Genomic DNA, 22,627 nt, shown 5'->3' with positions numbered 1-22,627 from the left:
CTTGTCTTATCTGTCAGTGGGCGCATAGCGCGCTTCAAGTTTGCGTAGCAAGATGACCGAGGGGACACTGACCGCTAAGAAAAACAACCCGACCATGGTCATTGGTTCCACATATTTATAGTGATAATTAGCAACTGAGCGCGCTTGATTCATCAGTTCCAGCACCGTGATCGCGGCCAGCAAGGGCGTTTCCTTGAACATCGCAACAAAATAATTTGCCAGCGCCGGGATCATTGGCGGAATGGCCTGCGGGATAATAATGTGAACCCAAGTCTGACGGGCCGTCAGGTTTGTGGCTTTAGAGGCTTCCCATTGCCCACTGGGGATTGCGTCAATACCGGTACGATACACCTCGGCGGTATAGGTCGAATAATGCAGACCCAGTCCGACAACGCCCGCCGTCAAAGGCGACAACAAAAGGCCCAAGTCCGGCAGGATGTAGAACAGAAAATACAGCTGCACTAACAACGGCGTTCCGCGTATTAATTCTGCGAAAAACCCAACAGGCCGCGAGATCCACCCATTGGTCGAACGCCGTGCAATGGCCAGTCCCAAGCCCAACGTCATAGCGATCATCGTGCCTAGAATGGTGGCTTGAATGGTGACTTTTACACCTTCCCACAGTTGCGGCAATATCTGAATGCAAAAGTCCCAATCCCATTCCATGGCTTAGGTCCTCGTCCCATCCAGCCCGCGCGACAGACGCCGCTCAAGCCGTTTAATTGCAGTAGAAATTGTTGAAGAAAACAGGAAGTAGAGCAACAGGATAGTCAAGAAAGGAATGGCTGTGGACCCAGTCTGTGCTCGCACAATCTGCGCTTGGAAAGTCATGTCCGACAGTGATATCAGCGACACAACAGCAGTGCCTTTCAACAGCTCAATCGCGTTGTTGCCAAAAGTCGGCAGCATTCGCACGAAGGCCTGTGGCAAGATTACATGGCGCATTTCCTGAAAGCGGGTCAGATTCAGTGCGGTACAGGCCTCATATTGTTCGCGCGGAATAGATTTGATCGCGCCGCGCACGACCTCCGCCCCATAGGCCCCGACATTCAGGCCAAGGGCTAAAACACCAGCCTGCAAGGGGCTGAGTGGGACCCCCAAGAGTGGCAGAACGAAATAAGCCCAAAACAGCTGGACAAAGATCGACGTGCCACGAAAAAATTCTATGTAGGCCGTGGCCAACCAGCGCAGCGGCCAGAAGCGCGAGATGCGCCCCAAACCCGCGATAAACGCAGCGATCAGGGCCACGATACAGCCCAGAATGGTGATCTCGATTGTCACCACCGCTCCTTGCAAAATCAGGCCAATATATCCCTGCCACTCTTCCAAAATCCGCCCCATTCATTGTTCATGGGCGGCGCACTTGTCGCCGCCCAAATTTCAAAATTTAGTTTTCACCACCGCAGAGGTTCTCGCGAGTCTGCTGCATCGCTGCATCTGCCGAATAGCCGTATGGCTCGATGATTGCTGCGAATACACCGCTGGCCTTCATCTCAGCCAGGGCCACGTCATAAGCGTCGCGCAGGGCACCGTCTTGTTTGCGGAAAGCTACACCGGCACAGAAGATTGGCGTGTTTTCTACGGGAGCGAACATCGCAAGACTGGGATCATCGGCCTTTTGAAGCAGGTCACTGATGGACAGAACTGGCAACGCGTAGACGTCAATGCGTCCGTCTTGTAGCAAATTGTCACCCGACTGCGGATCAGGAACAACAACAATGTTAGCGCGATCAACACCGGCCTCAATCGCCAATTTTTCCTCAGTACCACCACCACCGACAACGCCGATCCGTGCACCACTTGATGCAACATCTGCGAAGGACTGTAGCCCCATTGGGTTGCCTGCGAGGATCATAAAGCTTTCGGCATCGCAAAGGTCAGGTTCTGAAAATAGGACAGCTTCGCAGCGCTCTGGTTTGATGAACAAGCCCGCCGCAACCATGTCAAAGCGGCGCGCCTGAACGCCTGGGATCATCGCCCCGTATTCTGACACCGATGCAACAACTTCTTCTACACCCATTCTATTCAAAACGGCGCGCGCCAGATCAGGCGCAGCACCGGATACCTCTCCGCCGGTCGTGACCATTGTCCAGGGCGGCTCGTTCGCGATGGCGATACGGGCAAAACCTTGTTCTTGCAGTTCTTCAAGTTCGGCCGCAATTCCTGGCATCGCCGAAACCCCAGCCACGCCGAGCCCAAGAGCAAGTGCTACATTCATTTGTTTCATTGATCTCATTGTCAGGTACTCCATTCTCTGTTGCTATGCCGATGCCTTAGTGGCCCGGTTGGTTGATAGGGTCACACACGGTGACCTGCTGCGATGACCTTGCGCAGGAACGCTTGGGTGCGCTCCTCTTTCGGGTCAGAAAAAATCTGCTCGGGCGGACCAGACTCGACAATTCTGCCGCCATCAAAAAACAGCACTCGATCCGCAAAATCGCGGGCGAAACTCATCTCATGGGTTACCAGCACCATGGTCATGTCGGTCTCTTCGGCAAGCTTGCGCATGACATTCAGAACTTCTTCGACCAGTTCTGGGTCAAGCGCCGAGGTGACTTCGTCAAACAGCATGATCTTTGGTTGCAGGGCCAGCGCACGAGCAATGGCGACCCGCTGTTTTTGACCACCCGACAATTGCGCGGGTTTCTGCTCCGCCTTGTCAGACATCCCGACCATTTCAAGCAGTTCCATCGCTTTGATGCTGGCCTCAGGCTTAGAAAGCCCTTTGGTCAGGATCGGTGCCAAGGCGACGTTTTCTAGCACTGTTTTATGGGGGAACAGGTTGAACAGCTGAAATACCATGCCAATCTTTGCACGCATCTTATGCAGATGGGCTTCATCCGCAGCGACAATTTCGCCGTTTCGTGCCATATGCCACAGCGGCTCTCCATCGATGTGGATCATGCCGCTGTTGATCGTCTCCAAGGTCATCAAAATGCGTAGGATCGTGGTTTTTACGGACCCCGACGGGCTGATTAGGGCCAGCTTTTCCCCCGAGGCCACGCTGAAGCTAAGGTCTTTGAGAACCTCTAGCGCGCCGAATGATTTTGAGACGTTGTCAATGTTGATGATTGGTGTATCCACAGAGTCCCCCGTTTCAATGCTGCGCAGGGACAGTTGCGCGACAATCGAATATCACATCAATTAAAAAATTAAATCATGACAATTTTAGATGGATACTACATCTCTTGTAAGGACAGGTTCATCTTGTTTTAGGAACAATTTGCGGATCGCAGCTAACCCGTTTGAGAGTTCAATTTCCGACACTCCACCAAGGCAAATTCTGACGGCCGATTCATGCGGAGTGTCGCTGATACAAAACGATGCGCCCGGTGCCACAGCTACTCCAAGTTGACGCGCCGCTTCGATAAATTTGGTCTCATCACGTTCGGATAATGGTAACCACACATGCAGTCCCGTGGGGTTTTTTAGAAAGGGCAGGCCTTGCAAGCAGGCAGCGGCAATCTCGTTTCGCTTGAATGCTGCCTTAATCTGCCAATTAACTAGGGTCAGCGCTGTGCCATCATCAATCCACCGCGAAGCTATTTCAACCATCATCGATGTGGCCATCCAGTTGGTCACCAAATGCCTGTTGCGCGCAGCGGCTGACAGAGCGTCCGGCACAACCAAATACCCGACCCGTAACCCTGGCATCAGACATTTGGTCAAGGAGGTAAAATAAAGCGTGCGTTCGGGCGCGAGCATCGCAAAAGGAGCTGGCCGGACAGATTGTAACGGTCCCCAAGCATCGCTTTCAATGATGAACACATCATGCTCCCGCGCGATCTCAACCAACTCTATACGGCGCGCGGTTGACATAGTGGTCAGATGTGGACCCAGACCTGTTGGCATCAGATAAAGTGCTTTTACTGTCTGGTTCGAGCAGGCTGCCTGAAACGCCTGCGGTAAAATGCCATCGCTGTCCGTCCTCAATCCTGTCAGGCGCAGGCCCAGATAGCGGGCAAGCGGATTAAGGGTATGGTGGCCAATTTCTTCGGTGACCACGAGATCACCTGGATTAGCCACTGTCATCAATGCAACAGTCATCGCGGCGGTGTTTCCATTGGTGATCAACGCCGATTGCGCGTCTAAATCCACACCACAGTATTTAAGCCACTTTCGCGCCGTGGTGTCATAGGCGTGAGCTGTGTTAGCAGGGCGAAATGAATGCACCACCTCGGCGGGCAGGTTTTCGGTTAGGGCCCGCAAGGCATTTCGCATGTGGTCCACGTGAATTTGATCACCCACAGGCTTTAAAATCGATAAATCGATCAGACTTCTGCGTTCTTCCTCGGGCAGGTAGAAATGCGGAGATGTGCCTTCGGCAAGTTCGCCAGTCACAAATGTCCCTCGTCCGACCTGACCTGAAATCGCGCCAACCCGGATTAGTTCATCATATGCGCGGCTGACGGTCTGCACGCTGATCTCAAGCTGGAATGCCAAGTCTCGGTGCGTGGGCAGCCGATCTCCACCCGTCAACTCACCAGCCCGCATCGCACGTAACACCGTGGAGGCAAGCGACAAGTAAACTGGACGTTTCAAGTCGTGTTTCTGGGGAGGCCAAATTGTCATGATTTATTAATGAACCTGGGCGTCCTGCTGGGCAAGACCATCTGCGAGCGTCGAGCATTAAAGCTAAGCATGACAGGGTGCTGAACAAACGCTAAGTCGCGCTTAGCGGTCATCTGTGCAGATCGAGGCGAAAGTCCGCTAACCGCCCTTACTGCCAAAATGTACGTGCCGCAGCATCTGTCAGTTGGGCACCTGGTTAACGTTTGCTGCGTTCTGCACCAATGACCGCTTTGCGACATATTACAGCTGAAACCTTTTTAGCTATGCCTCTCAGTCTGACGGTCAACGGAATTTTGCTGTACTTTGTCACGGCACTTTTCGCAGCATAATGGCTCAAGTCCGCGCGTACATCGCCAACACACGCTGATCGCTACACTGTGCGCGGGCGGACCTTGGTCGAGCACAGTAGCCCCAGCACAAACGCTGTGCGCCACCAACACAGGAAAGTTTCTGTTTGTCAGGGCGCTCAGAGGTGGGCTCTAGCTCAACTAATCAGTCTTTGGTGTATTAAAAAGCACTGGCTTTTTCGATTTGGGCTTTGCCCTCCGTGCCAATAAGCGTGAGACAATTGACTGGCTAAAGTTTACACTTGAGGGCGTAGGAGAACGAACCCATGGTTATGCCTTCACAATCACCACTTTCGCCAGATGCTGGATCTGGAGCCGTTTTGGCCCCGACGTCGCCTCCCCGCGTTGTTAATGCGCCGTTGGCTCCCACAGCGGAACTGACGAGCATCCCGAAGCGACGCAACTTCACAGCCAAATACAAACTGCGCATTCTGGATGAGACGGACCAAGTGGCAGACACTGGCGGGGTTTCCGCCATTCTACGGCGGGAGGGGCTTTATTCCTCTGCACTGACCGATTGGCGCCGTGCGCGGGCGGCCGGCACATTGGGTGCATTGCAGCCAATGCGCCGTGGCCCACAAAAGGCACCTGCCAATCCATTGCAAGCTGAGCTGGCCAAGGCCAACCGTGAGGTGACAGCCTTGCGGCGCCGTCTGGATCAGGCGGAAGCCATCATTGCCATCCAAAAAAAAGTGGCGGGACTTCTGGACGAGATGGAGCAGACGCAAGAGCGCAGCGGCAAATCATGATGGCCGTCGCGATTGCATTGCCCACCGGCAGCGGCTTGACCTCGGCTGTCTGCGCCGCGCTATCATTATCGCACGCGAGCGTTCTTCGACAGCGTGCGGCGCTGACGGCACCACCACGCACACGCCCACCGCGCGCAGCGTCTTCGCGGGCTCTGCCGGAAAGGGAAAGAGACCAGGTATTGCACCACCTGCGCGAACCCCGCTTTGCGGATCAGACGCCCACAGAGGTCTTTGCCACCTTGCTGGATGAAGGCACCTATCTGTGTTCAATCCGCACGATGTATCGGATATTGGCCGCGCAGGGCGAAGTTGGCGAACGCCGCCGACAGCGCACACATCCCGTCTATCAAAAGCCTGAACTTCTAGCTGAAGCCCCCAATCAGGTCTGGTCTTGGGACATCACCAAGCTGAGGGGCCCGGTGAAATGGTCCTACTTCTATCTCTATGTCATCCTCGACATCTTCAGCCGCCGCGTTGTTGGCTGGCGCGTCGAGCACGCGGAGAGCGCCAGCCAGTTCAAAGAGCTGTTCATCGACGCGATGGAAAAACACGAGGTCCCACGCGATCAGCTGACATTGCATGCAGATCGCGGTGGGCCCATGAAGGCAAAGACGACAGCCCTGATGCTGGTTGATCTTGGTGTGCTCAAGTCCCACAGTCGGCCCCACACCTCAAACGACAACCCGTTCTCCGAAGCCCACTTCAAAACACTGAAATATCAGCCAGAGTTCCCCAAGAACTTTGAAACCATCGAGCAGGCTCGCGCATTCTGCCGCAGGTTCTTTGCATGGTATAACCAAGACCATCATCACGCCGGGATTGGTCTGATGACGCCCGACCAAATCCATTTTGGGCAGGCCCAAGAAATCTACACCGCGCGACAAGCAACACTAGACGCGGCATTCCTCGCCACGCCCGAACGCTTCGTACACAAACCACCAAAACCGCCTCAAATCCCGACCGCCGTCTGGATCAACCCACCAAAACCAACCGAAGAAACCCAAGCCTAAAGTCCAAAAGCCACTGTCTCAAAGTCGTTGACACGTTCCGTGGCGTGCTCAGGCGCGCAACAAGGGGCAGCTTTTGCCTGACGCTGATGCGAGCCCTGAGGGCTGGTCTTCACGTGACAAGTTTGCGGCGGTGTTGGAAACTGCTGCGCTGAACGAGGCTGACCTAGCCGAATACTGCCGCAAACGCGGCCTTTACCCGGCGCAGATTGCCATGTGGCGAGTTGCTTGCGAGCAGGCCAACGACTGGGACCGCACGAGTGCAGCACGTCTTGTGCGTGCGACCAAGGAAGACAAGAAACGGATGAAAGATTTGGAACGTGAGCTTGCTCGCAAGGATCGCGCACTGGCCGAAACTGCAGCACTGCTTGTTCTGCGAAAAAAGGCCTCAGCGATCTGGGGGGACGGAGAGGACGCATGATCAGCACCCCAGATCGCCAAACCGCAGTTGCTCTGATCAATGAGGCCGTCACCGCAGGAGCGCGGCGCGCCAAAGCCTGTTCCGAGTTGGAAATCAGCGAACGCACTCTGCGGCGCTGGACAAAAGACGGCGAGGTTCGCCCTGATAAGCGCCCCCTCGTGCCGCGTGCGGAACCAGCAAACGCGTTGAGTACGGCAGAACGCGCGGCTGTTCTAGATGTCTGTAATTCAAAGGAGTTCTCTAGCCTTCCCCCAAGTCAGATTGTGCCAAAGCTAGCCGATCAGGGTCGATATCTGGCCTCGGAATCGAGTTTCTACCGCATTTTGCGCGCCAATGGATTGCAGCATCACCGGGGTCGAGCCAAGTCCCCAGTCAAGCGTAAGAAGCCCACAAGCTATCAGGCCAGTGCGCCCTGTGAGGTCTGGACCTGGGACATTACCTGGATGCCGGGACCTGTCGCAGGCATGTTCTTCTATCTGTATCTGATCGTGGACATCTTCAGCCGGAAGATCGTGTGCTGGGAGGTCCATGAGCGTGAAAGTGCGGATCTGGCTGCCATTCTGATCCGGCAAGCAGTGCTAGCGGAGGGCTGTCAGATGCGCCCCTTGGTTCTGCACGCTGACAACGGCAGTCCTATGAAGGGCGCCACGATGAAGGTGACGATGGAAAAACTAGGGATCACGGCCTCCTACAGTCGCCCTCGCGTAAGCAACGACAACCCTTTCTCAGAGGCGTTGTTCCGAACCTGCAAATACCGCCCGGACTGGCCGACCAAGGGCTTTGCCACCAAGGCGGATGCTCAAACCTGGGTCCAAACCTTCGCTGGTTGGTACAATAGTGAACACCTGCACAGCGCCATCCGCTTCGTCACGCCGAATGCGCGCCACGCAGGTCATGATCGTGCAACGCTCACAAATCGTGCCAATCTCTATGCCACTGCTCGCGCGCAAAACCCGCAACGCTGGTCAGGAAAAACCCGAAACTGGCAACCAGCAGGACCCGTCTGGCTGAACCCAGAAAACGAAATCAGCGCCTCTGAAATCAGAGACGCTGCATGAAATCGGCGGACAACACCTTTGACAAACACCGGGCCGCACCGCAGCATCATGAACGCGGGTCGAACGGCAGCAATGGTGTAGGTTTCTCGGACGCCACGCGCGAGGTTTGGGTGACGCGGAACATTGCCTGGCGTCGGAGAAGCGCTCAAGCGGGAAATCGCGGGGTTGGTCTGGGTGGATCGATTGTTGCTATGGGGATTTGCGCAATGCGTGTGTTTTCGCCCGGAGCTGACAGGCCAGTTTGGCGGGGCGCATTGAGTTAAGCGCAGCGCCGGTTTTGCCTGCTGTTGGTTGAAACTCACGGTATTTTGTCGGCGTCACCATGTTTTGCCACGCTGATCGCTTGATCAAAGCATGCCGATTGGTTCGCAGGAGATATAGCGAGCGGCCGAGGGTGTCGTTCGTGATGTGCGGTGCGCGCGTCATGCAGCAGCCCTTTGTGTTTTTGGCGGCGCTCTGGGATGTTGGGCTGGTGCGATTGTGTCGACGATTATCAACTGCCCGCCACAACATGGGCAAGGCAGAGCAAGAACACGAGGAGGTTCATCTGCATCGTTGATGGTGTTGCCTTTATCGTGCTCCTTGTGAGGGGTTTTGGCCCCCAGCAGTTGCCGGATCCGCGCGATATTGGCCGTGCGGTTGCTATTCCCATAGAACCCATAATGTCGGATGCGGTGCTGGCCTCTGGGCAGCACGTGGATCAGGAACCGGCGAATGAACTCATTTGTGGATAAGGACATGGTCGTGTGGCGGCCCGCACCTTTGAGGCGATAGTCCTTGGCGCGGAAGGTGACGTTTTGCGCATCGAAACGGATCAACCGGCTGTTTGAAATGGCAATCCGATGTGTGTAGCGCGATAGTTATGCCAGCACCGCTTTTGGCCCGGTGAAGGGTTCTTTGGCGTAGACCACCCATTCGATTTTACGCAGCGGTTGCAGGAAAGTGTCAAAGACATTTCGATCTGCAAGGTTTGTGAGATCGCCGAAGAATTGCAGTTTCCCGGCCTTATGCAGCTTGGCCAGCCCTTCCAGAATGAGCCGCCGATACAAGCGGGATAGAACGTGGACAGACAGGAAGAAGTTCTTGCGGCAGGCGATCCATTTTGAACCATCTGTCGAAAGCCCTCCCCCCGGCACGATCATATGGACATGGGGGTGGTGGGTCATCGCCGAGCCCCAAGTGTGAAGGACCGACGTTATGCCAACCTTTGCCCCCAGATGTTTAGGATCAGCGGCGATTCTGACCACAGTGTCCGCGCTTGCCCGCATCAGAAGATTATAGATCTCGCGTTTGTTCTGATATGCGATGTCAGCAATCTGCTTTGGCAAGGTGAAGACCAGATGGAAATACCGCACAGGCAGCAGTTCAGCCTCACGTGCCGCAAGCCATATCTTCGCTGCACCCGCCTGGCATTTTGGGCAGTGACGGTTGCGGCATGAGTTGTAGGCGATATGCTCATGCGCGCAGTCGGCGCAGCGCGCGACATGACCGCCAAGCGCCGCGGTTCGACAGCGCTCAATCGCACTCATGACTTTGAACTGGTTCAGGCTGATGTGTCCTGCGTTTGCGGCACGCCAAGCAGCACCATGGTCACGGAAGATATCCGCGACCTCCAGTGATCGACTGGGCATGGTGGCCTATGAAGGCTTAGGCTTGCCCTTCTTCCGCTTGGCTCCATTCAGATCATCCAGCGGACTGTCCACTGCCGCAATCATGCCCGTGGCAACGCTGGCATAGCGCGCAGTAGTTGTCAGTTTGGAATGCCCGAGCAAGGCTTGGATCACCCGGATATCGACGCCGCGCTCCAACAGATGGGTTGCAAAACTGTGCCTCAACGTGTGCAGCGTGACCGGTTTGGTGATCCCGGCTTCCCGCGCGGTCTCTTTAAATAGCCGCGATATCTGTCGCGCTGAGAGGTGTTTGCCGCGATAGCCGGGAAAGAGGACCCGCTCGGGTGCAGGAACATCCTTGTCCTGACCGGTCGGCCGTTCTTTCCACCAGTCGCGCAGCAGGCTCAAAATATCGACAGGCAGCATGACGATGCGATCCTTGCGCCCCTTCGATTGCACGATGCGGATGATCTCCTGATCGCTATCGATATCACCAACTTTGAGCCGCACGACCTCGCCCGCACGCATCCCGCAGCCATAAGCCAGCGACAACATCACGCGCGCCTTCAGGCTCGGAGCCATAGCCAGAATGCGTTTAATCTCCTTTTTGCTCAGCACCAGTGGCACTTTCACCGGTTCCTTCAAATGGAAGATCTCGGCCACAAGATCATGCCGTCGAAGGGTCACGCGGAGCAGAAACTTGACCCCTGTCATCGTTTGGTTTCGGGTGCAGATGCTGACGCCGCTCTCGATCAGGTGTTGTTGGAAATACTTCACATCGTCTGGCGTGGCCGTCTCTGGCGAGCGCCCTAACCAAGCCGCAAAACGCTTACAGGCGCGCAGGTGACTACTCTGTGATGCAGGGCCGAGATTGCGCCCTGACATATCGGAAATCATGCGCGCACGAAGGGGCGTCGTTGGTGTCGATTGTTGAATGTTCATCGGAATATCCTCTGTCAATCGAGGCAAAATCACCTCGACCAACAGCACACACCCAAAATCTAGAATCGCGCAACAAATCCCTGTTAAGCCCTACACCCGCAGCAAGCGCCCCTATCGCGGAGCGATTTAGTGCGTGGGCCGTAAGCACCAAGCACTGCCCACATGCCAAGCGCCAGCCTGAAGTCGGCAGCAAGAAACAAATACAGTCAGTGCCAAAGCTGGGTTTACGTGCGCAACGCCACTGACCAGTAACACATTGTTTTTGACAACAACCTAAAACACTGTGGTCGAAAACTGTGTCGAGTTGGTGTGTTCTAAGAGTAAGTTCATTTACTTTCCACAAACGGGATTAAAGCCACCGGCTTCCAGCCGGTCCGCTTTAGCGTAATGTACTATAATCTTCCCTCTCATTTTTAAGACCCCGCGAAGCGGTAAGGGTCTTAAAAATGAGAGGGAAGATTATGATCTATTCCACAGGAAGCCATACCAAATTTTATCACCGGTTTCACGTCGTCTGGACAACAAAATACCGATACAAAGTTATGCGCGGTGAGATGCGTGAGCGTATCCGTGAAATCATTATCCAAACATGCCAAGAACTTGGCGTGCATATTGAGAAGGGCGTATTGTCGACCGATCACGTCCACATGTTCATATCGGTCCCGCCTCAGATAGCATTGTCAAAGGTGATGATGCGGATCAAGGGACGCTCGTCTTATAAGATACAGCGCGAGTTTCCCGAACTGCGCAAACGGTACTGGGGCCAGCGGTTTTGGGCTCGCGGATTTTTCTCAACAACCAGCGGCAATGTCACTGACGCTGTCATACTTCAGTATCTTGAATTACATTCAAAAAGGGAACCTACCGGCGTCAGCCGGTAGTCGTTCAGTGTGTTGGGTTTACTGTGTTGCAAACACTGTGTTGGGTTTACTGTGTTCACACAGCGTTTCAAAACACTGTGTTCAACACAGTAAATCTGCCCACAAAATCACGCACCAACACACAAAAAACTGTGCGATGAGTGTGCAACGCAGGAACTATAAAGTGTGTGATGTTTAAGCTATTGATTTACTTATCTAAATGGTGCCCAGGGGCGGAATCGAACCATCGACACGAGGATTTTCAATCCACTTTATAGTATTATAAGTATTTGTATATAATGTGTTTTTTAAGAGGGTAGGGGCATTAGTAGCCAAATGGTAGCCAAACAGTACATCATGTGAGACTTCTTCCTGCTTCATGTCGCACACCCAAATCTGATTTTTATGTTGTAGCGCGAGGTGGATACCTGCTCTGAGCCGCTTCGTTTGATTATGATCTGAGGGCCCCCATGTGGCTGCCAACGCAATTCCCCTATTTATATCCGTCTCTCCTTGGGTCTAAAATTATCAAGTATAGCGTCTACAAATTTAGGGGCACCTTTGGTCGTTACTCAGACGGCTTAGCCTTGGACGTACTACAGCAAGCCATCAGCCATGTAAGTTGGAAGTAGCCCTAGGAGCCGCTTTAAGCTCCTCTCAGTGTTGTTTGCTGATGAGGCAATTGAAAGTCCTTAACATCACTCAGAGACGCTCTCTGTGGCTCTCAGATACCTCTGAATTACCGCATGGACTCACTTACACCCGATACATCAATCCTGAATGGCCCTGAGAGGCCCTGTGGGTGTCATACAGTGCGTATAGGGTATTTTCTAGATCAACGTCAGCAAATGAGACTTACGCGCTTCTACGGGGCTAATATCTGGGGTAGTAACATTGGTGGTAACATTGGTTGCCAGTCGTGTTGCAACCTTGGCCTTATCATACGCTGCTAAAAGAGTCTGCTTACGGCCCATTGCTGTCGTCCAACGGTAGTCTTGGATGCTGCAGTACGGCGCGTCATTGCTGACATTCGTGCATCTTGCAGCATTGTGTCGTGTAGCGCGACAATGTCGGCTGGAACGTCGGTCTGCGGGCAAAGCCGCCTATGGATTTTGCTCTACGAATGACTGCTTGGGATTGCATCTTGTCTCACGACAGTCCTGAAACGACGAATTAGCTATCCGAAAGTATGCGGGCGTAATCCATAAGGTTAACGCACCTGTACCGTTCAGTGATTGAAAAGATGTGCCGATGTGCGACGCTCCGAACACAATGAAATCGCATGCTAGCTTCTAGCCACATTTCTTCGTCGTTGGAGCAGCAAAGGCTGGTACTTCGGCAGTCTATCATTGGTTACGGTCGCATCCGGAATTTTTCTCACCGAGTGTTAAAGAACCAAGTTGCTTCGCCTATGTTGGCAATTCTGCAATATATCAAGGATATGATTTATGCTTTATCAGCTCGCTTACACAAGTTTTTCACGATTGCCTTTACAGGAAGCCACGCTGTCTGACATCTTGGGAGCTTCTCGGCGAAACAACAGCAGAGACGAGATTACTGGTATTCTAATGTATGAAGACAGGACCTTTTTTCAGGTGCTGGAAGGAGAGCAGTCTGCAGTTGAAGATTGCTATTATAAGCGAATCTTGAATGATCATCGTCATTGCCGCTCGTCACTCTACTGGTACGGCCTTTCCGAAAGAAGAGTATTTTCAGACTGGGTGATGGGGCATGTTGGACCACACGAAATCGGTCGATACACAAAAGACACATTTATGTCTTTGGACGACCTAAAGGGTGATGAGACCAGCCTTGCGAACACCAAAGATTTGGCATTAGAACTTGCCAAAAGTGTATATTTAGATTTTGTAAAAATACGGTTGATCTAGAAGAAGCAAAACGATGGGTTCTCAGATAACATTTGGTTTAAACTGCATATCCAATAACCATTGGTGTAGCCAATGAGAATTTGAACTCATCGTTTCACCAGAGTGATCCTGCTATCTTAATGCTAAATCTAACGAGGACTGGTATCAGACCTTAGACTCGTTCTGCACCAATGGCAGTTAGGGACTGTGAGCAGACTTGGAGTGGGAATGCCTATCGGCGAATTTACCCCGGTTACCGGACCTCTAGGCAAAGCGAAGAGAGTGACTGCTCTCGCCCAAAGTGCTGAATTAGCAGGACCAGAACCTTTTCCTTATGTTGTAGCGCGAGGGGTATACCTACGTCAGGCAAATCGTTTGGCTGTGATCTCTAGGGTCCCACGGCTTTAGATGTGAAGGCTTATTAGTCCTCAATAATTACAGAAGTTCCACACGCTACCAACATCACTATATTGCCTGCGCCGCTCAGTTCTACATAATCCAAGTCGACTCCTACAATAGCATTGGCCCCAACTAGGTGAGCATAAAAGAGCAACACATTATGGTAAAAAGCAGCGACGAAGGCCTTAGATACTGGATCAACCTCACCAATTCCCGTGGTCACGTTGGAGAATTTGCAACAGCCAATACGACCGGTGTCACTGAAATTGTTGAGCTAAGTGTAGCGACAGAGTTCGCCAAGGCATTCGGCTTTGTATTCGGAGTAAAGTTGGAAAATATCGCTGGAAATCCGCACGATCCACCCGACTGCATTGCAGAAATTGACGGCAGAACGGTGCAAATCGAACTTGTCGAGATGGTAGACAGCCAAGCAATAGCTATGGCGAAGAAAACCGGACGAACAGCTCGCAATGACGTCCACCAATTCGAAGTAACAAAATGGGATGAACGTCGATTTGTGAGTAAAATCAATTCTCTGATCGACAAGAAACAGCGCAGATACCAGACTAAGGGAAGAGAATTTGAGTGCCTGCTAATCTATACTGGAGAGCCTTGGCTCCTTCCCGGGGATGTATCCAAATGGTTGAGCAGCAACGAGTTTGAGCATCGGGACAGCTTCCGGAGCATCTACATCTTAATGAGCTACGATCCCCTCTACAGCCAAGACCACTATCCGCTATTCAATATTTATGGGGATTTGCGACCAAGCTGAATGTAGCGGTTCAAAACACTGGGTTGAAGGCCCCTCTTGCTTTGGCCTTGGCGAAAATGGTCATGTATGCTGAGGGTCAATCATAGCTTGAACTTAATTCGACCACCTAGACAATACCTCCTGAGCCGCTGCTGGGTCTGCTTTGATCCGCAGTACAGCCTGACGTGAGAGACCTGCTGACCTTGCAACCTCAGATGTGCCTGAGCCTTGGGACAACAAATCAGTAACGAGTGATAAGGTTCCCTGACTGTAGCTGGGTTTTCTTCCGAGATACTTTCGCTCATCCCGTTTGGCAGCAGATATACCAGCCCTCTGAGCTTCTTTAGTTGCTTCCGCTTGTGCTTGGGCGGTAGCTGCCATGAAGGCAATTAGCGCGTCTCTTACAGCCTCTTGCATAGGGTCTGTTGTCGCACCATCAAATGTCATGTTGTTGATTACAGTGCGGATGATTACACCCTTGCGCATCAAGAGCCGTATCGTGTCTGTGACATCCTGATAGTTGCGTCCAAGTCGATCTACCCAACGCACCAGAAGTGTGTCACCTGACCTAAGTAAATCAAAGAGCCTCCTACCTTCAGGTCTGTCTGCAAGTTTTGTTGTAAAACCTGATACACCATCATCAGATACGACCTGATCAATCTTGTAACCTGCTGCCTCAGCCTGTGTCTTCTGATGACTGATTGTTTGCTCTGCTGTAGATACGCGGGCGTAAAGAATGGTCTGGGTCATAATAGCCTCTCAAGGTGTCCGTTAGGATGTTGTCCATAAGATATGATGTCCGTTGATGTTTCGATACCCCTACGGACACCCTTTCGTAACTATTTGAATGTGACCGCTGAGGCATACCCTTGAGTACACCCATTAGCTTAAGCCAAAGCGCAACTTGAAGTTCGTCTTTGATAGAATGAGTCCCGATGGAAATATGTGTATGACTGCCATGGCAAGGCAACTGAACGCTGAAGGCATCCCGACACCACTTCGGAATAATCCTTGAGGATGGCAGGTTATAATAGAATAGTCGTAGGGTTGTACGGGTTGTACCAATCCATATGAGCCATGAAAACAAAGGCTTTAGGAGCATGTCAGGGTTGTACGGTGGGTCATGCCAGCCTTGTACGGGGTTGTACCAATTGGGGTAAAGCCACCAGCATATGCAAGCAGCCCCGAAGGAAATTATACCCCATATTCAAGCAAGCGGTTTGGTCCCACTCCGACAAGAGCTTTTGTCCAGACTTTTCGCCCACCTTCGCTTTTCATCTGACAGCTACGAAAACCCCTTTCACCCAGCAAATCCACTAGCTGAGATTGGGCCACACCTGTCTTGACCACAACATCTGATAAGGACAACGCATCCTTGGTGTCCATCTTATCAAGCCAACTGACCAACCCATCATGTGCGTCTTCAATCGCAAGATCGATCAGATCATCAAAGCCAGACGATGGCGGTGCTGTTGAACAGAAGTTGCTTGGAACCTGCATTGCAACCAGTTTTAGCCAACACAACAGATCACGGATTTGGCTTTGATCGCCAGCCGATCCCAATGGCATTGCCTTGCGAACCAATTTTGCACATTCCGCATGGAACGCCTGACCTATCTCTTTTGATACATCTGGTCCTTGATCGAGATTGCGATAGCCTGCGACCCACCAGCGGCGTTCTGTTGCTGCTGATTTGAACGGCTTCCCATGATTGGAAAACACAAGAGTGTCCGCAACTGATCTGGTTGTGAACCGCATTTCCCCCTTTCGCTCCACACCAATAAAGTCATCGGATACAATAGGCTTGAACGCCTCCATTAGCTTGTCTGACTTGGACCAAACCTCGTCAACAATAAGCAAACGCGCTAGAGCATTTTCGCCACCAAACTGACCCGCAACGCCTTCAATACCCTGAACAACACTGACACCACCAGAGCCTATCAAAGCCCTCGCCATGTGCTGGAACGTACCTTTGCCGATACCGTGCGCACCACGCAAGACAGGCACCCAACGTGTCCTGACGAGCGGCTTATGAACGACACAGGCGAACCATTTTGTGAACACGTCATGTTCGTTTGACCAATCTGGGTTTGCTTCAGGTGAATTATCATTCCCGAACAACATCCGAAGCATTACTTCCCAGATCATTGGAGTTGTGCCGTGGGTGAAGGATGTGATCGCAGCTTCTGTATCGAAAGCCTCTCTTGCCACTTCAAAAGCTTTTGTCTTCGACTCAGACCATTTTTCAAAGTCATCATTAGTGATCGTCAACCGAGGTTGGGGCTGCCAAGTATTGAACGTTGTTGCACCATCTACAGTCAGAAACCGTGGAAAGCCCGGGTAATAGGCATAACGCTGAAAGTTGAACGTGCATCCTATAATATGCTCGATCTGTTTACGTGATAACGCCTTGGTGTTGAGCTATGACTGAATCTGGTGTTTGAATGGTTTGAAGGTTGGCGGCGTATCTGGTTGAATTGTTGTTGGAAGACAGCAGCCCAACCAAAGGAGATACACCACCATGGGAACTACTAACATTGTTGATTTTGCGCGTCGAGACGAGATGACGGACGCGTTGACGGAGTTGCTGAAAACGGGAGCACAACAATTGATCGCGACAGCAGTTGAGGCTGAGCTTGTCAGTTATTTGGCGCAATTTACCGGCTTACGCACCGATGCCGGTCACGCGGCAGTCGTGCGTAATGGACATCATCCGGCCCGCCCGTTTCAAACGGGCATTGGCCCTGTGAGCGTGCGCATTCCAAAGGTTCGGTCCAAGGACGGCACACCGGTGACATTCCGGTCTGCCCTGGTGCCGCCCTATGTGCGCCGCACGAAGACGCTGGAAGCGGCCTTGCCATGGCTTTACCTCAAAGGGATCTCCAGCGGCGAGATGGCTCCCGCCCTCAAGGTTCTTCTGGGCCCAGATGCCGTTGGCTTGTCGGCTAATACGGTTTCGCGTTTAAAACGCGATTGGGCCAATGAATACGAGGCTTGGAAAGGCGCTGAGTTAGATGACGAGCCCATCGTCTATATCTGGGCCGACGGCGTTCACAGCGGCCTTCGGGGCGAGGATGACAAGCTCTGTGCCCTTGTTATTATTGGGGTAACTGCCCGTGGCAAGAAGCGATTTCTGGCAATTGAGGATGGGGTGCGCGAGTCCACGCAGAGCTGGCGCGAGGTTCTGCTTAACCTCAAAAGCCGAGGCATGAATGCGCCCAAACTGACCATCGGGGACGGTGCCATGGGGTTTTGGGCGGCCATGGACGAAGTCTATCCTGAGACCCGCCATCAACGCTGTTGGCAACACAAAACGATGAACGTGCTCAATTGTTTACCCAAGCTGTCTCAGCCAAAAGCCAAGGCCGCGCTGCACGACATCTGGCAGGCCGAGACCAAAGTCGATGCAGAAAAGGCGTTCGATCTGTTCATCAAAACCTACGAACCCAAATACCCCAAGGCCACACTATGCCTGCAAAAAGATCGTGAGGAACTCATGGCATTCTTCGACTTCCCGGCGCAGCATTGGCAAAGCATCCGCACTAGCAATCCAATTGAATCGGCCTTCGCGACGATCCGGCATCGTACCAAGCGTTCAAAGGGCTGCCTGTCACGCGATGGCATGCTGCACATGATGTTCAAACTGGGGCAATGTGCTGAGCAAAATTGGAGGAAGCTACGCGGCTTTGACTACCTCGCAAAAGTCATCACAGGCGTCACGTTCAAAGACGGAATCGAAACCACAAACCCCGACCAGATCACCGCATGACCAACAATACTCAAACACCAGATTTGACAATAACTCCTTGGTGTTCATCTTACAGGCATCAACAGTCGTGTTCATATCGTTACCAACAACTGGCTTATTGTCAGTGAAACTAGTGAGGTATTCCCCTTTGTATTTGACCACCCCGTATAGGATGTACTTCACAGCTTTGTCTTGATCTGTGGAGAAAGTTTGCTCCTGATATTCAACGTCTCCACAATCGTTTTCGATCTTCAGGTGCTTGGCTCTTTTGAAAATGGTTGAACGAACACGTGGTGTAATGTCCATGAATCCTGCTGGCAGTTTGGTTTTACTGGTCTGTGAGGTCATTCATATTTCCTTTTGCCGCTAGGGCGATGGCTGTAGCTTCATTAACGGCTGTGTTCATACTGAGACTGTTTACTTTCCTGATTTCGTCTAAACCTGTGACCAATTCTGGCCGTATCTTCAGACGCAAATTTATGGCGTGTTTCCATTGATCCATTCACACCCTTTCTTATTGTCGGCATAGGAAACGGTATGTTTGACGCCGTTGATCTTGATGTGCTTTTGGGCGTGTTTTGGGTTGGCGCAAGCGGATAGAGCACCCTGATTGAGACCGTAATTTCGCTCAAATGCAACTGCATCAGACACGGCTATGTTGGCATCAGTAATGGTGTTTTTGACGTTATACTCTCGTGCGCCACCAAAGTTACCAAACCGTGAACGTAGCATGGCCTTACGCTGACCTTCATGTTCGCCAGGCAATTCGAGGCGATATGCTAGACGATTTTCCCACTCCCAAATATCATTGTGCGATGCCATGCTTGCAGGAACGATCATGTAAATCTGGCGTCTGTCGCTCTCAAATTTTTGAGCTTTCATGCGTGTCTTAAAGTCTATAGTTTGACCAACTTTCACTCCTGGAATGACGTAGATAGCAACGTCATAGGGGCATATCTCATCGCCAATATCTCCCTTGTCCTTAGTCCATTCAGTCCTGTTGTTGGCATTTGTCATTGTATTTCCTTTGTTTTTTTTGTGCAAAAGCGCACAGGTAATTGCCAAGCAACGTACACGAACGAACGACACCAAAAGGGTAGGCGCATAGGAAGCACGACCGCTGTAAAGCAGTTTGAAGACGGATTTACCCCGAGAAGTTGATCCATCGATTTAAAAGCTGGTTTGATTAGGAAATTGGCGCCACGTCAGTATGCACCGCACGTGAAAATCAGTTTTTCCCTAATTTAGCATCCGCCCCTATTAAAGTGCGAAGGCTTATCCCTTTTAGTCCGGTTGCCCCACATGTTGACGCGGCGCAGAATCTTGCCCTTGTGGCTTTAGAGGCGGATCGGATCAGTTTGTAACGTCTGGTGGGTTTATAGGGCGTGGCTTTTGCCGTGAACGAGGCCCTTCAGGCGCGCTGTTCAACAAAATCACGATATGTCGCTGGCCCGAGACCAACACCGATCCCCAGCAGCGTGTCGAAGGCGCTTCGCATGTGTCGCCGTCGGTTCCAGCGGAACACGAATTCGTCGAGATAGCGTTGTAGATGGCACTTTCTGAGGCCGTGGAAGACGCCTTTTGCCCACGTTTTTAGGTTGGAGAACACGCGGTGGACCCAGTGGAGTATGTCGTGTGCCTTCTTGCCGCTGACGACCTTTGCCTCATGCGTGTTTGCAGGAGGATTTTCGTAACCGAGCCAGCCATCCGTGATGATGTGAGCGCTAGGCTCTACAGCCTGACCAATGAACCCGTGCAGCGTCTTTGACGCGCCGTCGGGAATGTGTTTCATCCTGATACGGCGCGGATGTCCGTCACTTGATAACTCGACGGCACAGACGACAAACATCTTTCCAACCGGGCTCCGCCCACCCTTTGGCCGGTCCTCGGGATCATGCCGGGACCGGAACGGCATCTCTGTTTCATCGATTTCGACAAGGTCTTTCAGGGGGTTGCGGTCAGGGTTGACCATCGACCGCCGCAGCTTTTGCAAGAGGAGGTCGCCGAGAAGCGCCATCGGTCCGAGCGACGATGGCGACCCGTCTTGTAGCTGCCAAGGCCAAGTTGCGCCTGAAGTTGCAGCGCTGACATGCCGTTGGAATGGCTGGTGATGATGTGCGCGGCAAGAAACCAAATTCGCAACGGCAAATGGCTGCTGTGCATTACCGTGCCAGCCGTCACGGATGTCTGCCGTGCGCAACCGGCACATTCCCAAGTCGCGCGATTTCGCTTTAACGGCCAGCCCTTGCAGGTGCCACAGGACGGACACACGAAGCCCTCAGGCCAACGATGTTCCACCAGATAATGCGAACACGCTTCCTCATCAGAAAACCTGGCGTCGAACGCGGGGCGGGACATGGGTTTGTCGTTTTTCCATCTGGCTGGCATGGGAAGAACAATACCAGAACATTCTAGATTGGCAAGCCGCTTCGCACTACATCAGGTGCCGCCGGAGCAAAGGGGATAAGCCTTTAAAGTGCGAATGATCGTATTAAGGCAAATTGATCTTGCCTTAGTATAGTAATTGCAAAGTACCGAAGTTTCCGCAGTTTAATAAAATAGTAAGGCTTAGAGTGAAACTACGTCTGCGATGTGAACATATTTTGATATGCTCTCTGCAGGAGGTTCATTGTTGAATAGTCAGTTCTTAGCTGCAATCCACACTTTTTAGAGTATTTTTAGATAGAAGGTTGCAAAAAAGCAACACTCAGAAAGGGTAAAATACCCGTTTTAAAGCTCACAATAGCAGCTTAGAAATTAGGCTAAAGCTCTGTTTTAGCAAGTTTTAATTTTAACTATAGACAAACTATATTGGCGCTACAACAATATGTTGTATCTTTTCTTGTGGTTGCGGGTTACTCAAAGTGTCATTGAATGCGTAAAAATTGATAACGTCCAAGTTCCGCCTGCCCACACTTGAATACGATAAGAAGACCTACCTAATTAAACTACAGACCAACACAACAAATATATGAGTTATTGTCAAATCTGGTGTTTGAGTATTGTTGGTCATGCGGTGATCTGGTCGGGGTTTGTGGTTTCGATTCCGTCTTTGAACGTGACGCCTGTGATGACTTTTGCGAGGTAGTCAAAGCCGCGTAGCTTCCTCCAATTTTGCTCAGCACATTGCCCCAGTTTGAACATCATGTGCAGCATGCCATCGCGTGACAGGCAGCCCTTTGAACGCTTGGTACGATGCCGGATCGTCGCGAAGGCCGATTCAATTGGATTGCTAGTGCGGATGCTTTGCCAATGCTGCGCCGGGAAGTCGAAGAATGCCATGAGTTCCTCACGATCTTTTTGCAGGCATAGTGTGGCCTTGGGGTATTTGGGTTCGTAGGTTTTGATGAACAGATCGAACGCCTTTTCTGCATCGACTTTGGTCTCGGCCTGCCAGATGTCGTGCAGCGCGGCCTTGGCTTTTGGCTGAGACAGCTTGGGTAAACAATTGAGCACGTTCATCGTTTTGTGTTGCCAACAGCGTTGATGGCGGGTCTCAGGATAGACTTCGTCCATGGCCGCCCAAAACCCCATGGCACCGTCCCCGATGGTCAGTTTGGGCGCATTCATGCCTCGGCTTTTGAGGTTAAGCAGAACCTCGCGCCAGCTCTGCGTGGACTCGCGCACCCCATCCTCAATTGCCAGAAATCGCTTCTTGCCACGGGCAGTTACCCCAATAATAACAAGGGCACAGAGCTTGTCATCCTCGCCCCGAAGGCCGCTGTGAACGCCGTCGGCCCAGATATAGACGATGGGCTCGTCATCTAACTCAGCGCCTTTCCAAGCCTCGTATTCATTGGCCCAATCGCGTTTTAAACGCGAAACCGTATTAGCCGACAAGCCAACGGCATCTGGGCCCAGAAGAACCTTGAGGGCGGGAGCCATCTCGCCGCTGGAGATCCCTTTGAGGTAAAGCCATGGCAAGGCCGCTTCCAGCGTCTTCGTGCGGCGCACATAGGGCGGCACCAGGGCAGACCGGAATGTCACCGGTGTGCCGTCCTTGGACCGAACCTTTGGAATGCGCACGCTCACAGGGCCAATGCCCGTTTGAAACGGGCGGGCCGGATGATGTCCATTACGCACGACTGCCGCGTGACCGGCATCGGTGCGTAAGCCGGTAAATTGCGCCAAATAACTGACAAGCTCAGCCTCAACTGCTGTCGCGATCAATTGTTGTGCTCCCGTTTTCAGCAACTCCGTCAACGCGTCCGTCATCTCGTCTCGACGCGCAAAATCAACAATGTTAGTAGTTCCCATGGTGGTGTATCTCCTTTGGTTGGGCTGCTGTCTTCCAA

At 52.3% G+C, this 22,627-nt stretch carries 18 protein-coding genes and 2 pseudogenes; 7 read left to right on the top strand and 13 right to left on the bottom strand.

Features of this window, described 5'->3' with window-relative positions; all coding sequences use genetic code 11:
* Window positions 1–6: 6 nt before the first annotated feature.
* From ehuD to ehuR, 5 genes are all read right to left on the bottom strand, one after another.
* Window positions 7–666, bottom strand: coding sequence for an ectoine/hydroxyectoine ABC transporter permease subunit EhuD (gene ehuD / locus OA238_RS12925; protein ID WP_015495519.1), 660 nt, complete (start codon window positions 664–666; stop codon window positions 7–9).
* Between the two features lie 3 nt (window positions 667–669).
* Window positions 670–1,341, bottom strand: a complete 672-nt coding sequence (gene ehuC / locus OA238_RS12920; RefSeq protein ID WP_015495518.1) for an ectoine/hydroxyectoine ABC transporter permease subunit EhuC — start codon at window positions 1,339–1,341, stop codon at window positions 670–672.
* A gap of 46 nt (window positions 1,342–1,387) precedes the next feature.
* Window positions 1,388–2,227 carry an ectoine/hydroxyectoine ABC transporter substrate-binding protein EhuB gene (gene ehuB, locus OA238_RS12915; protein WP_044036775.1) on the bottom strand — a complete coding sequence of 280 codons (840 nt, stop codon included), beginning with the start codon at window positions 2,225–2,227 and terminating at the stop codon, window positions 1,388–1,390.
* Between the two features lie 71 nt (window positions 2,228–2,298).
* Window positions 2,299–3,084 (bottom strand): ectoine/hydroxyectoine ABC transporter ATP-binding protein EhuA, encoded by a 786-nt coding sequence (gene ehuA, locus OA238_RS12910; RefSeq protein WP_015495516.1) that lies wholly within the window; start codon window positions 3,082–3,084, stop codon window positions 2,299–2,301.
* An 84-nt stretch (window positions 3,085–3,168) separates the two neighbouring features.
* On the bottom strand, window positions 3,169–4,572 hold the full coding sequence (gene ehuR / locus OA238_RS12905; protein ID WP_044036774.1) for a MocR-like ectoine utilization transcription factor EhuR: 1,404 nt from the start codon (window positions 4,570–4,572) through the stop codon (window positions 3,169–3,171).
* A gap of 613 nt (window positions 4,573–5,185) precedes the next feature.
* Between ehuR and OA238_RS12895 the strand changes: the two genes are divergently transcribed.
* From OA238_RS12895 to OA238_RS32800, 3 genes are all read left to right on the top strand, one after another.
* Window positions 5,186–6,678 (top strand): IS3 family transposase gene (locus tag OA238_RS12895; protein WP_085982760.1). Its coding sequence is split into 2 segments (ribosomal slippage): window positions 5,186–5,636 and window positions 5,636–6,678, totalling 1,494 coding nucleotides; the frame shifts between segments, so codons are not numbered across the junction.
* Window positions 6,679–6,751: 73 nt separating this feature from the next.
* Complete coding sequence (locus OA238_RS12890) at window positions 6,752–7,096, top strand: hypothetical protein (RefSeq protein WP_015495513.1); 345 nt, start codon at window positions 6,752–6,754, stop codon at window positions 7,094–7,096.
* Window positions 7,093–8,154 carry an IS3 family transposase gene (locus OA238_RS32800; RefSeq protein WP_015495512.1) on the top strand — a complete coding sequence of 354 codons (1,062 nt, stop codon included), beginning with the start codon at window positions 7,093–7,095 and terminating at the stop codon, window positions 8,152–8,154. The genes OA238_RS12890 and OA238_RS32800 overlap by 4 nt, the downstream gene beginning before the upstream one ends.
* A gap of 422 nt (window positions 8,155–8,576) precedes the next feature.
* Here OA238_RS32800 and OA238_RS12875 read toward each other — a convergent pair.
* Window positions 8,577–9,785, bottom strand: a pseudogene (locus tag OA238_RS12875) (IS91 family transposase).
* Window positions 9,786–9,791: 6 nt separating this feature from the next.
* Window positions 9,792–10,706, bottom strand: a complete 915-nt coding sequence (locus tag OA238_RS12870) for a tyrosine-type recombinase/integrase (protein ID WP_015494881.1) — start codon at window positions 10,704–10,706, stop codon at window positions 9,792–9,794.
* A 461-nt stretch (window positions 10,707–11,167) separates the two neighbouring features.
* On the opposite strand from OA238_RS12870, the gene tnpA reads away from it, so the two are divergent.
* Together tnpA and OA238_RS12860 are read left to right on the top strand one after the other, a co-directional pair.
* A complete protein-coding gene (gene tnpA, locus OA238_RS12865) occupies window positions 11,168–11,587 on the top strand; it encodes an IS200/IS605 family transposase (protein WP_015494130.1) in 420 nt (139 codons plus the stop codon).
* Window positions 11,588–13,014: 1,427 nt separating this feature from the next.
* Complete coding sequence (locus tag OA238_RS12860; protein ID WP_015495510.1) at window positions 13,015–13,455, top strand: BLUF domain-containing protein; 441 nt, start codon at window positions 13,015–13,017, stop codon at window positions 13,453–13,455.
* Window positions 13,456–13,855: 400 nt separating this feature from the next.
* Here OA238_RS12860 and OA238_RS33800 read toward each other — a convergent pair whose 3' ends face one another.
* Window positions 13,856–13,990 (bottom strand): heavy metal-binding domain-containing protein, encoded by a 135-nt coding sequence (locus OA238_RS33800; RefSeq protein WP_245581538.1) that lies wholly within the window; start codon window positions 13,988–13,990, stop codon window positions 13,856–13,858.
* Here OA238_RS33800 and OA238_RS12855 point away from each other — a divergent pair.
* The gene (locus tag OA238_RS12855) at window positions 13,970–14,605 is read left to right on the top strand and encodes a hypothetical protein (RefSeq protein ID WP_144055898.1); all 636 of its coding nucleotides are present in this window, start codon (window positions 13,970–13,972) and stop codon (window positions 14,603–14,605) included. The two genes, OA238_RS33800 and OA238_RS12855, sit on opposite strands and share 21 nt — an antisense overlap.
* Window positions 14,606–14,698: 93 nt before the next feature.
* On the opposite strand, the gene OA238_RS12850 is transcribed toward OA238_RS12855, so the two are convergent.
* Both OA238_RS12850 and OA238_RS12845 read right to left on the bottom strand, forming a co-directional pair.
* Complete coding sequence (locus OA238_RS12850) at window positions 14,699–15,334, bottom strand: recombinase family protein (RefSeq protein ID WP_015495508.1); 636 nt, start codon at window positions 15,332–15,334, stop codon at window positions 14,699–14,701.
* Window positions 15,335–15,778: 444 nt separating this feature from the next.
* Window positions 15,779–16,855 carry a primase-helicase family protein gene (locus OA238_RS12845; RefSeq protein WP_044036773.1) on the bottom strand — a complete coding sequence of 359 codons (1,077 nt, stop codon included), beginning with the start codon at window positions 16,853–16,855 and terminating at the stop codon, window positions 15,779–15,781.
* Between the two features lie 250 nt (window positions 16,856–17,105).
* Here OA238_RS12845 and OA238_RS12840 point away from each other — a divergent pair, with 250 nt between their 5' ends.
* The gene (locus OA238_RS12840; protein ID WP_015493820.1) at window positions 17,106–18,353 is read left to right on the top strand and encodes an IS256-like element ISOan6 family transposase; all 1,248 of its coding nucleotides are present in this window, start codon (window positions 17,106–17,108) and stop codon (window positions 18,351–18,353) included.
* 456 nt (window positions 18,354–18,809) lie between these two features.
* Here the strand turns inward: OA238_RS12840 and OA238_RS12835 are convergent, their stop codons facing one another.
* The 3 genes and pseudogenes from OA238_RS12835 to OA238_RS12825 form a co-directional block, all read right to left on the bottom strand.
* Entirely contained in the window at window positions 18,810–19,349 is a 540-nt protein-coding gene (locus OA238_RS12835; protein WP_015495506.1) for a hypothetical protein, read from the bottom strand.
* A gap of 394 nt (window positions 19,350–19,743) precedes the next feature.
* Window positions 19,744–20,720, bottom strand: a pseudogene (locus OA238_RS12830) (IS1595 family transposase).
* A 621-nt stretch (window positions 20,721–21,341) separates the two neighbouring features.
* The gene (locus OA238_RS12825) at window positions 21,342–22,589 is read right to left on the bottom strand and encodes an IS256-like element ISOan6 family transposase (protein ID WP_015493820.1); all 1,248 of its coding nucleotides are present in this window, start codon (window positions 22,587–22,589) and stop codon (window positions 21,342–21,344) included.
* Window positions 22,590–22,627 lie beyond the last annotated feature (38 nt).

It is taken from the genome of Octadecabacter arcticus 238 (assembly GCF_000155735.2).
Classification (GTDB): Bacteria; Pseudomonadota; Alphaproteobacteria; order Rhodobacterales; family Rhodobacteraceae; genus Octadecabacter; species Octadecabacter arcticus.
The sequence above is the reverse complement of the archived record's forward strand: the minus strand, read 5'-3'. Positions and strand labels throughout refer to the sequence as shown.